This is a genomic window from Poseidonibacter antarcticus, from assembly GCF_003667345.1.
In the GTDB taxonomy this organism is placed as follows: domain Bacteria; phylum Campylobacterota; class Campylobacteria; order Campylobacterales; family Arcobacteraceae; genus Poseidonibacter; species Poseidonibacter antarcticus.
Window position 1 is genome coordinate 26212 of the sequence record NZ_RCWF01000008.1, and the last position, 13286, is coordinate 39497.

General features: G+C 25.9%; 10 protein-coding genes. 1 reads left to right on the forward strand and 9 read right to left on the reverse strand.

The window, feature by feature from the left end; translation table 11 throughout:
* Positions 1-107: 107 nt before the first annotated feature.
* A complete protein-coding gene (locus D9T19_RS10195; RefSeq protein WP_121628131.1) occupies positions 108-2231 on the forward strand; it encodes a TRAP transporter permease in 2124 nt (707 codons plus the stop codon).
* 58 nt (positions 2232-2289) lie between these two features.
* On the opposite strand, the gene D9T19_RS10200 is transcribed toward D9T19_RS10195, so the two are convergent.
* The 9 genes from D9T19_RS10200 to D9T19_RS10240 are packed head-to-tail and all read right to left on the reverse strand — an operon-like array spanning position 2290 to position 13280.
* Positions 2290-3009: a response regulator transcription factor gene (locus D9T19_RS10200; protein ID WP_121628132.1), complete on the reverse strand. Its 720-nt coding sequence runs from the start codon at positions 3007-3009 to the stop codon at positions 2290-2292.
* Between the two features lie 53 nt (positions 3010-3062).
* Complete coding sequence (locus D9T19_RS10205; protein WP_121628133.1) at positions 3063-5600, reverse strand: PAS domain-containing protein; 2538 nt, start codon at positions 5598-5600, stop codon at positions 3063-3065.
* A gap of 1 nt (position 5601) precedes the next feature.
* On the reverse strand, positions 5602-6324 hold the full coding sequence (gene truA, locus D9T19_RS10210) for a tRNA pseudouridine(38-40) synthase TruA (protein WP_121628134.1): 723 nt from the start codon (positions 6322-6324) through the stop codon (positions 5602-5604).
* Positions 6325-6332: 8 nt separating this feature from the next.
* Positions 6333-7349, reverse strand: a complete 1017-nt coding sequence (locus D9T19_RS10215; protein ID WP_121628135.1) for an LptF/LptG family permease — start codon at positions 7347-7349, stop codon at positions 6333-6335.
* Positions 7346-8155: a prepilin peptidase gene (locus D9T19_RS10220; RefSeq protein WP_228198000.1), complete on the reverse strand. Its 810-nt coding sequence runs from the start codon at positions 8153-8155 to the stop codon at positions 7346-7348. Before D9T19_RS10220 ends, D9T19_RS10215 begins: the two co-directional genes overlap by 4 nt.
* Positions 8103-8786, reverse strand: coding sequence for a di-trans,poly-cis-decaprenylcistransferase (locus D9T19_RS10225; RefSeq protein ID WP_121628136.1), 684 nt, complete (start codon positions 8784-8786; stop codon positions 8103-8105). The genes D9T19_RS10220 and D9T19_RS10225 overlap by 53 nt, the downstream gene beginning before the upstream one ends.
* Positions 8779-10008 carry a bifunctional phosphopantothenoylcysteine decarboxylase/phosphopantothenate--cysteine ligase CoaBC gene (gene coaBC / locus D9T19_RS10230; RefSeq protein WP_121628137.1) on the reverse strand — a complete coding sequence of 410 codons (1230 nt, stop codon included), beginning with the start codon at positions 10006-10008 and terminating at the stop codon, positions 8779-8781. The genes D9T19_RS10225 and coaBC overlap by 8 nt, the downstream gene beginning before the upstream one ends.
* 33 nt (positions 10009-10041) lie before the next feature.
* Positions 10042-11331, reverse strand: coding sequence for a bifunctional UDP-N-acetylglucosamine diphosphorylase/glucosamine-1-phosphate N-acetyltransferase GlmU (gene glmU, locus D9T19_RS10235; protein ID WP_121628138.1), 1290 nt, complete (start codon positions 11329-11331; stop codon positions 10042-10044).
* Between the two features lie 2 nt (positions 11332-11333).
* Positions 11334-13280 (reverse strand): ankyrin repeat domain-containing protein, encoded by a 1947-nt coding sequence (locus D9T19_RS10240; protein WP_121628139.1) that lies wholly within the window; start codon positions 13278-13280, stop codon positions 11334-11336.
* Positions 13281-13286 lie beyond the last annotated feature (6 nt).

Here is a 13286-nt window from a genome sequence, read left to right on the forward strand (position 1 = left end):
GCTATTTTCAAGAGTCTAAAAATGGCTCTTGAATACAATTTTTATACTTCATTTAAATTTATTTAAATGAAGTATGATAAATATTTCAACTATTAAAAGGATTTACTATGGCTCTTTATGAAGAGAAAGCTCACAAGCTTAGTGAATTAGAAAATGAACAAGCCTTAGAGAGTGAAGCTGTTGTCAATGAACTTGAAGGACAAAGAGTCTTTGGAGCGCAGCATTATGAATTCTGGCTAATATCAGTAATTGCTCTTTCTTGGTCACTATTTCAATTGTATATTGTAGTAGAACCTATTAATTCAACAATCACAAGATCAATACACTTATCGTTTGGTATTTTATTAGCATTTTTAATTTATCCAATGTTCAAAAAAACATATTTTCTAAAAAAAATTAGATGGTTTGGTTATACATTAGCAGCCATTGGAATAGGAACTGCTTCATATATTGCAGTATTTTATGAGGAAATATCTCAACGTCCAGGTGATTATATAGCCTTAGATATTATCGTTGCACTAATTGGTATTGTTATTTTACTTGAAGCTGGTAGAAGAGTACTTGGGCTTGCACTTAGTATTATTGCAATTGTATTTTTAACTTATGATGTTTTAGGTCCTTATATGCCTGAACTAATAATACACAAAGGTGCTAGTTTAAATAAACTTGCAGGTCATATGTTCTTAACAACAGAGGGTATATTTGGTGTTCCATTAGGAGTTTCTGCTGGTTTTGTATTCCTTTTTGTATTATTTGGTTCATTACTTGATAAAGCAGGAGCTGGTGAATACTTTATTAATTTAGCCTTTGCAATGTTAGGTAAATACAGAGGTGGTCCTGCGAAAGCTTCTGTTGTTGCATCTGGATTTACTGGAATTATTTCTGGTTCATCAATTGCAAATACAGTAACAACTGGTACTTTTACAATTCCTTTAATGAAGAAAGCTGGTTTTAGACCTGAACAAGCAGGTGCTGTTGAAGTTGCAGCTTCAACCAATGGACAACTTATGCCTCCTGTTATGGGAGCTGCTGCGTTTATTATTGCAGAGTTTTTAGGAATGGCTTATACAGATGTTATTGTTGCTGCATTTATTCCTGCTTTTGTTTCTTATTTTGCACTATTTTATATTGTTCATTTAGAAGCACTTAAATTAGGTCTTAAAGGAATGGATAAAGAAGATTTACCTCCTAAATGGAAAACATTTACTATTGGTATTCACTATTTAATTCCTATTTTCTTCTTAATGTATACATTAATGGTATTAAGAGAAAGTGCTGCAAGTGCTGCTTTTAATGCAATTATGTTACTTATGTTATTAATGGTAGTTCAACATCCATTTAGAGCCTTTTTAGCTAAAGAGAAAATCACTAGAGATATATTATTAAGTGGTTTTGTTGATATATTAGCAGGTATGATTAGTGGAGCTAAAAATATGGTTCCTATTGCAATTGCTACTGCATTAGCAGGAATTGTGGTTGGTTCTATTACATTAACTGGATTAGGTCAAGTTTTATTAGAAGTTATTGAAGAATTATCAGGTGGAAATATCTTTATAATTTTATTCCTTGCAGCATTTGTATCATTAATCCTAGGAATGGGATTACCAACAACTGCAAACTATATTGTAATGGCATCGTTAACTGCACCAGTTATATTAATACTTGCAGCTGATAATGGGTATTTTATTCCAGCAATTGCGGCACATTTATTCGTATTTTACTTTGGTATTTTAGCAGATGATACCCCTCCTGTTGGACTTGCAGCTTATGCAGCTGCTGGTATTGCAAAAGCTGATCCAATTAAAACAGGTATTCAAGGGTTTAAATACGATATTAGAACAGCAATTTTACCATTTATGTTCTTCTTTAATCCAGAGTTATTATTAATCTCTGCTGTTGATCATTTAAATCCTGCTGACCCAAAAGGTTGGGTGTGGATTACAAATCCTTTAGAGATATTAGTTATCTTTACAACAGCATTTATTGGTATGGTTGCCTTTGCTTGTTTTACGCAAGGTTACTTTGTTATTAAAACAAACATTATTGAAAGATTTATCTTTTTAGTGATAGTTCCTTTTATGTTCTTGCCAAAAATTATGGAATCTTACTTACATTTACCAACGCATTATTTATCTTATGCAATTGGTTTAGGTATTTTTGCATTAATTTATTTCTTCCAAAAAGCAAAACAAAAAGCAGAAGAGACTTCACCTTCTGAAGTAACTCTATAAAAAAAAGGGGAGAAAGAAATAAATCTTTTCTCCCCCTTTTTATCAAATTAAGTTCTAATTATTTTATAAATAGTTTTTCAACTATATATCCATATCCTTTATGAGATATTATAAAATCATCATCAATAATTTTATCTTTTAATCTTTTCATAACTGTTCTAAATGCAGAATCATTTGTAGAAGTATCATTCCAAACCTCTTCTTTAAACTTTTCTACAGAAATAACTTTTCCTAAAGATTTGATAAGTACTTGTAAAATATCTGACTCTTTTTTTGAAAGTTTTACAATATTTTCATTATTATAAAGTTTATCACTTGATAAATCATAAGTATAAGTTTTATTTAATTTTATTAAATTTTCATTAGTTCTACGTTCTTTCTTATCTTCTAGTACTTCTTCTTTAGCTTTTTGTAACATTTCCATCATATTATCAATATTTAAAGGTTTAAGAAAATATCCTAATACTCTTAAATTTATTAATTTTAATAAATCTTCTTCATTTTTATGAGCACTTACTATTATAAATCTTTGTTTAGGTATTAGTTCTCTAATTAAATCAATCATCCCCATACCATCTATATTTGGCATTTTTAAATCTGTTAAAACTAAATCAAAAGTTTTATTATTATCAATATTATCTTTTAGAATTGAAAAACCTTCTTCTCCATCCGAAGCCAATACTACTTCATCAAAAATAGTATTTAAATAAAAAGCAAGGGTTTTTCTTGCCACATCTTCATCTTCAACTAAAAGTACTCTTGTCGTCAAATTACTCATTTTTCTCCTTTCATTTATTATTAAATTATTTTATGATTGTATCAAAACTTGAATTAACACCTAAGTTTAATAAGAAATTCAACACCATCATCTTTATTATATGCATCAATTGTACCATTCATATTTTTTTCTATGATAATTTTAGTCATATAAAGACCAATGCCTGTACCTTGATTTTCAAATTTTGTTGTAAAATATGGTTCAAACATTTTATCAAGTACTTCTTTTTCTGCATTTCCACAATTATTCCAAATTGATATTATTATAAACTCATCAATTTTTGATACGTTAATTAATACCTTAGCATTAAACTTATTTTCTTTTGCTTTTATTAATTTAGCGTCATTTGCATTAGTTAATATATTTACTATTACTTGTTCAAATTCATTTTCATAATTATTAATCTCTATATCAATACCATCTATTGTTAAAGATATTTCATTTCGCTCGAATAAGGCTTGAATAATTTTAGAACTTTTTATAATAGAGTCTTTTATATCAAAGATCTTCTTGTCTTTTGTTGGTTGATAAAAATTCCTAAAGTCATCGATAGTTTGGGACATATAATCAATTTGTATTTTTGCACTCTTTATAGAATCATTCAATTCTTCTTTTGAAAAATTCTCAAAGTTATCTCTAATAAAATATAATAATAAATTTATATTATTTAAAGGTTGTCTCCATTGATGAGAAATGTTACCTAACATTTCTCCCATTGAAGCTAATTTATTTTGTTGCACAAGAAGTCTATCTTTTTTCATATTTTTTTCTAGTTCTAGTTCTACTTTTTGTTTTAGCTCTTCTTCATTTAATTTCATTTTTGTAATGTCATTTAGATAACCATATAAACTAGTAACTTTTCCATAATCATCTCTTATCAAAATGCTACGGTTATATATCCACTTAATATCTTTTGAACTATCAATTATTCTATGAATACTTGTAAAAGAATCAGCATTATTTTCTATTGCTTTTTTAATAACATTTTTTAATCCTTTTACATCATCTTTATGCACTAAATCAAAATATTCAATATTCCCATTCATAAAGTCTGATTCTTTATATCCATAAGTATTAATACTTTTCGAAACAAATTTTACTGTTAATTTTTCATCATTAAGACATCTAAAGATTACAATACGTCCAAATTCAGTTAATAATTCGACATTCCGTAACTCTTTTGTTAATTTCATTCTACTATCAATATCCATTGACATCATTAACATTCTATTTGAATTATCTCGCTTAAAAGCTTTCCCTCTAACTAATATCCATTTATATTGATTTGATTTAGTTTTTAATCTATATTCACAGGTAAAATGACCACTTTTAGATTTTAAATGTGCTTGATACTTTTTAAGTACTTTATTTTTATCATCTTTATGTATTAAATTAGACCATTGCTCAAAATTTTGGATATCATCTCTTTTATACCCAAACATATCAAGCCATTTATTAGAAAAGAAGATTTCATTTGTTTCAAGATTTATATCCCATAATCCATCATTTGACGCAATAATTGCTAATTCATATCTTTCTTTCCATTTTTTATATAAAACATTCTTTGTTTTTACTCTTCTATTATATCTATTAAATATAGTATTAATAAATCTACCAAAAATATTTGAAGTTGTAATTAAAAGAAGAGCAATAAAAATAACAGTTAAAATACTCATAATTATTTTATACTCATAATCACCTTTTATTTTTTTAATTTCATCTTCTAAAAAAGTCTCTTTTACAAATATCTCATATTGATATTTTGGGAAAGTATAGGATAAACTCTTATTTTTTACATCTACAAAATTTCTTAAATTTTTAACTTCTTTTACTTCTCCCTTTCCATAATAATTAAAGACCGTTCCTTTATTTTTATCATAAAAAGTGAAGTATCCATTGTTTATATCTTTACTCTTTGCTTGAATCGTATCTAATATTACTTTTTTTGTTAAAAATGTCATATCATCAACTTTTGAAAAAGCTCCTAAAAACAACTCCTTCCCTTTGACATATTTAAAGTAACTAAGCTGAATATTTTGTTTTTCGTTATCTATCCAATAAATTAAATTATTATCACCCATATATTGAATATTTTCTAGCATGTGTTTTATAAAACTATTGGTTTTTATCTGAGAGTTTGTAAGTCTCGATAAGTTCTCAACTAAATAATTTCCATGTAAAATATTATAATTTTTAGTATCAAAAAGCAAAAAACTAATATCAGTATTATTTTCAAGATTTGTAATATATTTTTTGAATCTTTCTAAGTTAAGTTGTTTATTGTCAAATTTTGAAGACTTTATATATCCATTTAATTCATATACATTATTGCTTAATTCAATTTCTACATCATCAAAATTTGCACTTGTATTATATTTTATATTACTAATATAATTTTTCAAACCATCTTTTTTATAAAAATTTTCACTTTGAATTAGCAGTTTTATTTTACTATTTTTCTCGTAAGTGAAGAAAAAATATAAAACCATAGAAGAAACAAAAGCTAAAAGAACAACAAAAAATAAAGGTGTATAAACAATCCTTTTTTGAATATCAGATAAAGTATAAAATTTCTTCTTTTTTAAAAACATTTTAATATATTACCTTCGATAAATATAATCCATTTGCTAATGCAGGTATTCTATGAATATTTTTTTGCTTATTTAACTGAGCTTTTAAATCTTCAATACTTAATTTTCCTTCTGAGATTTTTAATAAAAAACCAACCATTAACCTAATTTGAGATCTTAAATATGAATTTGCTGTAAATTTAAAAACATAAATATCTTTATACTTATAAAATTTTGTATCATATACTTCTCTAATTGTAATATCTTTATCACTTCCTTGTTTATGAAAATATTCAAAGTCATGAACACCTATAAACTCTTTTATTGCTTCTTGTATTTTAATCTCATCTATATTTTTTACTTGTGTTATAAACTTATTATTAAAAGCAGTGATATTCTTCGTTGTTACTAAATATCTATAAACTCTTTTTCTTGCATGAAATCGTGAATGAAAATCTTTTGATACTTTTTTTAAGTGATGAACTCGAATAGAGCTTGGAAGTTGTTGATTTAAAATGTCTTTTAATTTTGATAAATCATTCCAAAAATCTGGAATAATACAATTAAAAACTTGTCCTGTTGCATGAACATCTTTATCTGTTCTTCCACTTAATATTATTTTAGTTTCAATATTAATTCTTTTAAAACTATGCAATAATTTATCTTCAATGGTTTGATTATTTGGTTGTTTTTGAGAGCCTTTGTATAAAGACCCATCATAAGAGATAAGAAATTTTATATTCATAAAAGCCCTTAATACTCTTTTTTCACTGTTTTTGTATATAAGTAATAAGTAAGTGATAACCAAATAATTGGAATTAAATATAATGAATGTAAAAGTAATGAATCACCAATTGCTTTAATTAAAATATAATATAAAACAATAGAAACAAGTGAATATGAAACTGCTCTATTTTTTTCATATCTTGGATTAAAATATCCAAAACTTATAACTAAAAATAATGATAAAACTGGGAATAAGGAAGTTAAAACAAAGAAACTTAAATCATCAAGATCAGCACCTTTTTTTATTCTATCTTTCCAATATTCATACGTTGTATTAAATACCCCTATCTTACTTCCTGCAATCGAATCATTGATTTGCATTGATTTAAAATCTACTTGATTAACTTCAGATTCATCTATAAAAAAAGCTTTCCCTTCTTGAAGTTTAAAGCTAAGATCACCCTTATTATTATCTAAAACAGCTGTTTTACTTAAAATAAATTGTTCTTTACCTTCTTGGGCTTTAAATAGTTTAATTTCATTGTAATGTTTGTCTTCTTTACTTTTTATATAAATTAACCAATCACCAAATTTTTGTCCAAATTCTGAAGCTTTTATATTAAAATTTGCTTCTTTTGTTTTAGCATCTAAAAACTGCTTTGTTAAAAATTTTGTTTTAGGAATCAATCCAACAGATACAACTAAAAGTGCAACTGATAAAGTGAGCGTTAGTGGCAAAAATATTTTTAACACTTTAATTGGATTTAAACCAAAAGAAGTAATAACAGTCAATTCATATTCACTAGCAAGCTTTGAAAGAGTAATCACTAGAGATATAAAAAAAGAAATCGGCATAGTATAAAATACAATTTGGGGAATTACATAAGAATATAAAGTGAATAACTCTACAAAATTAATAGTAATAATTGAAGTTAAAGAAGCAATCTTAACTAAAAAAACTATTGAAGTAATAAAATAAAGACCTAAAAATATTGGGAAAAATGTAATTGCTAGTTGTGAATATAAATATTGTTTTAATTTCAAAAAAGTACCTTTAAAATATTTTCTAAATCAAAAAAATATGTACTTAACATTCCCAAAACTAAATAGGGAATAAAAGGTGTTTGAATATCTTTTTTTATAATGTTAGAATAAATTGATGGTATTATAGCAAAAATTGCTGCTAAAAATATAGCTATTAATCCAGCTTTTATTCCTAAAATTACTGCAATCGTTGCAATTATTGGTATATCCCCATCTCCTAATGCTTCTTGTGTTTTTAAATCTTCATTTTTAAGAACTCTTGATTTGATATTTTGTATATAAAAAGTTATTACAAAATTTAATAAAACAAAGGCACCTGAAAATAAAAAGGCATTTTTAATAGAGTCTAAAAAAGAATAAGAACTAGCAAAAAATGAAAGAATAAGTACAATTAAAAGTAGATAATCAGGAACTGCCTTGTATTTAAAATCAATAAAAGATAAGGTAATACAAACATAAATAAGTAAGCACATAAAATAAAACTCATTTGATATTCCAAGTTTTAAAAATAGTGCCAAAGTCAAACTTGCAGATAAAAGCTCAACAATAAAATATTGTAAAGAAATCTTTTCTTTACAATATGCACATGAACCTTTTAAAAAAATATATGAAAAAAGTGGTATATTGTAATACCAAGCTATTATATGATTACAAGAAGGACATGCACTTCGTGGAGTAACTATAGATTTATGTTCAGGTAGTCTTAATATTAGTACATTTAAAAAAGAGCCAATAACTGCACCAAAAATAAAACTAAATACCTCCAAATCTTCTCTCTCTATTATTATAATCACTAATAATGTCATCTAATTCATTCTTAGTAAAATCTGGCCAATAAGTATTAGTAAAAAACATTTCTGAATAAGCATTCTGCCATAAAAGATAATTAGATAGTCTTACTTCTCCACTTGTCCTAATAAGTATATCAACATCAGGAATTCCTACAGTATCAAGATTTGCTTCAATATTTGCTTCTGTAACTTCCAAATTCTTTTCATTTAATTTTCTTACAGCTCTAACTATTTCATCTCTTGAACCATAATTTAAAGCAAGAATTTGTGTTAGCTTTTTCCCATGTGCAGTTTTCTCTTCTGTCAATCTAATTATTTTTTGTAAGGATTTAGAAAACTTAGAAACATCACCAATAGATTTGAACCTAATTCCATTTTCTAAGTATATAGCCAACTCTTGCTTTAGATATTTTTCTATTAATTTCATTAAAAACTCTACTTCTAGTCTTGGTCTTTGCCAGTTTTCAGTTGAAAAAGCATAAAGTGTTAAATAATCAACTCCAATATTACTACAATGCATAGTTATTTTTCGGGCAACATCAGCACCAGCACTATGACCTGCCGTTCTTTTTAGATTTCTTTCTTTTGCCCATCTACCATTTCCATCCATGATTATTGCAATATGTGAAGGTGCCTTATTATCCATAATTTTTAAACTCCATTTCTAATGTTGTTAAAATATCTAAAGAAATCTCTAATTTAGGACCTTTAAATTTAAAAAAACCTTCTTTTAATATTAATTCAATATCATTTCTATTTGAACCAAAACTTGATGAATCATTCAAGACATTTAGACAAACGCCATCTAATGATTTTTTTTCTAACATAGATTTTGCAGAATTTAAAGCAATTTTTTTGTCCATTTCTGCTTTGAATCCAATAGAAATTAAATCATTTTTATCTAATGAATCTAATATATCAATATTTTGTTTTAATTCTAGATTCCAAGTATCACCTATTGTATCTTTTTTTATTTTTCCATTTTTACTAACAAGTGGCATATAATCACTAACAGCCGCAATCATAAATAAAAATGGTCGTTTCTGCGTTGTTTCTTTTTTATTAGAATTTATTACTTTTTCTAAACTATTTTTCATTTCAATTGAACTTTGAACAGGAATAATCTCTATATCTTTTGGTAAATTTTCATATCCTCTAGTACTAACTAAACAAACATCAGCACCTTTAAAATATAATGCTTTTGCCATTGATGAAGCCATTTTCCCTGATGAAAAATTTGAAATATATCTAACCTCATCAATTTTTTCTACTGTTCCACCACCACTTAACACTACTTTTCTATTTAGCCAATAATCAACTTTTAGAAGTTCTTGAGCCGTTTTATTAAAAATATCAATAGGTTCAGCCATTGCACCATCACCTACATCTTTACAAACTAATTCTTTCGTAACAGATGAAATCATTTCAAAATTACAAAGTTTTAGTTTTTTTAAACTTTCTTGAGTGATTGAATTTTTTAGCATCATTGTATTTGCAGCAGGTGCAATTAATTTAACTCTAGGATAAGCAAGTACTGTTTGAAGTAATAAATTATCAGCAAGTCCATTTGCTAATTTATTAATAGTATTCGCAGAACAAGGTGCTATTACAAAAATATCTGCCCATTTTCCTATATCAATATGATTATAATCTTGATTTTTATCCCAATTTTCAGAACTTTCATCTAAGACCTTACTTTGAGATATTGCTTCAAAAGTTAAAGGTGCTATAAATTTCTTTGCACCTTCTGTCATAATTACGCGTACTTTAGCACCTGCTTTTATATATAATCTAATTAGCTCTAAACTTTTATATATAGCAATCGAACCAGTAACCCCTACAAGTATTTTTTTATCTTTTAATAACATATGAAATCTTTTCTAACTTTTTTAAATTCTAATTTATTTTTTAAAGTGCTTGTTATAATACCCAGCAACAACTCTTTTTTTAGCTCTTGTAGTATACAACTCACCTTTTTTAACATCAGAAGTAACTGTACTTCCAGCACCAATCATAGTATCATCTTCAATTGTTACAGGTGCAATAAATTGTGTATCAGAACCTACAAATACATTTTTACCTATAATTGTTTTAAACTTATTTATACCATCATAATTACAAGTAATTGTTCCACAACCAATATTTGTACCTTCATCTATTTCACAATCACCTAAGTATGTTAAATGTCCTGCTTTAACACCAGTTAAAATAGCTTTTTTAGTTTCTACAAAGTTTCCTAAATGTGTTTGATTTAATTGGCTTCCTGGTCTAACTCTTGCCATTGGTCCAATATCAGAATCTTTTATAGTTGAATCTTCAACAATAGAGTTTGTTTTAATATGTGAGTTTATAATTTTTGAATTCCCAAGTAGTGTTACACCATTTTCAAGTATTGATTCACCCTGTATTTCTACACCCTCTTCTATATAAATAGTATCAGGTAATCTCATAATCACACCCTGTTTTAAAAACTCATTTTTAATTCTATTTTGGTGAATCACTTCTGCATCTGCAAGTTCTACTTTTGAATTTACACCTTTGAAGTTTTCAACATTTACTGCAAGTGGTTTTAATACTTTTCCTTGAATAATTGCCATTTCAATTAAATCTGTAATATAATATTCTTTTTGAGCATTATCATTTGAAAGTTTTGGAAGGTTATCTAATAAAAACTTTGTATTAAACTGATAAATACCTGCATTTGCAGTTGTAACTGCTAATTCACTTTCATTTGCATCTTTTTGTTCAACTATCTTTTTAACACTTCCATTTTCTACAATAACTCTTCCATAGCCATCAGCACTTTCAAGCTCTAATACTGACATTACAATAGTTGCTTCTATATCAAACTTTTTAAGTTCATTAGCTTGAATTAAAGGCATATCTCCATTTAAAACTAAAACTTCTTCGTACTTTGGAGTAATTCCCATAACAGCACCACCAGTTCCTGGATAGTTTTCATGATCTTGAATAACATAATTTATATTTTTAAAATATTTTTCCATTTGAGCTTGTACACGAGCTGATTGATGAAATAATACAACTGTAATATCATCACTTAATTTTAATGCTTCTTTTATTGAATAATACAACATTTCTTTACCAGAGATTTTATGTAAAACCTTTGGAGTTGTTGATTTCATTCTTGTACCTGCACCTGCTGCTAATATAATTATAGATTTTTTATTCATTATTACCCTTTAATTGCTTCATTAATTTCTTTTTTTGTATTTTCTATTACTTCTTCTAATGCTTTTTGCATTTTATTATCAACAATATCATTTATTAATAATTTATCTAAATTTTTCTCTTTTGTTTTTAAAAATTTTGCAACTTTTTTATTCTTTTTATTTTTATTATACATAAGCACACCAGATTTAATAAGTGTAACAACTAATTCTATGTGACCTAAAATAGCAGCATAATTTAAAAGCGTAAACCCTGAATTATCTGCTTGATTAATATCAGCACCTGCAGCTATTAACCATCTTGCTATTTTATAATTTCCATTCCATTGTGTATGATGTAATGCTGTTCTTCCTTGATTATCTTTTAAACTTAAATCCGCTTTTTTTGTAAGTAATTTTTCGACAACAGCTAAGTCATTAGCAATTACTGTTTTATGAAAAACTGTATATCCATTTATATCTTGAATATCAACATTTACTCTAAATTTTAATAAAAAAACTAAACGTTCTAAAAATAATTCTCTTTGCTTTAAATCTTTAAGTTTTAAACCATTATCTATTAAAACTGATAAAGGAGTATTTCCATCTTTATCTATAATATTTGGATCAAGTCCATAGTTAAATAATAGTCTAATTATGTCAAAGTCATTATATATAATTACATCAAATAAAATATTTCTACCATTAGATCTTCTTTTAGTTAAATCTGGTCTAAAAGTTAACATTTTTTTAAAAAGTAAGTTATAATCTTCTTCATTAATATCTGGATATTTTTCTAAGTCTTCTTTTTTGAAACCTTTTTGAATTAATATAATTTCTGCTAGATCATCAATAATTGTTTTTTCTTCGCTATCTCTTAATTCAATATCCGCACCATTTTTGACTAAAAAATTAATCATTTTATAATTAGAATTACCTTTTATTACTTCATTAAAAAGTATACTTTTCCCATTTATATTTTTTGTATTTATATCAGCTCCGCAATTGATTAAAAATACTATATTCTCGTAGTTCTTTTTTTCTACTTCCTTAGCTAAAATAGGTAAACCATCTTTATCTATTTTATTAATATCTAAACCATTCTCGATAATTATTTTTGTCAATTCTAAATAACTCATATCTTTTTTAATAAGAGAATAATTCCCCTCAAGTTGAAGAAGTTCTTTTACAGTTTGTCTTTGTAAGTCTAAGATATATAATATTTCATCTATAATATTATCGCCATTAATATCAATTTGATTAATATTAATACCTTTTTTAATCATAAGTTTTAATATATCAATATTTTTATTACCCTGTAAAATCGTATTAAATAAAACATTTCTTTTATAATTATCTAAACTATCTAAATTCATTCCAAAAAGAATTAGAGTTTCTGCAATTTTAGTATTTTCTTTTAATACAGCTTTAAAAAGTGGTGTTTCATTATTTTCATCAACTACATTAATATTTTCCATATGATTTACTAATTCTTTTACAATATTAACGTTTCCACCTTCTACTGCGTCAAATAATACAGTCCTACCATAACTATCTAGATCATCATAATTTGGATGATAAGACATTAAAATTTGGAATACTTTATAATTACCTTCAAGTGCTACATCTTGAAGTATAGTTCTTTTACTCGAATTTTTATGATTGATATCAAAGCCATTTTCTAAAAGTAGTCTTATGATAACTCCGTCACCATGACTTACAGCTTCTCCTAATACAGTTTTCCCATATTGATTTTCAATACTTAAATCTATACCATTTTTAATTAATATTTTAATAGCTTCAAGTTTCTTTTTTGCACAAAGAGAGAATAAAATAGTTTTACCATTTTCATCAAGACTATTAATATCTATACCATTATCAATATCTTCTTGAATTTTATTTATATCTATATTCTCACTAAATAGTTCTTTTTGAAATGATTCATTGGTACTATTTTTGAAAAATCTAAACATAAATAG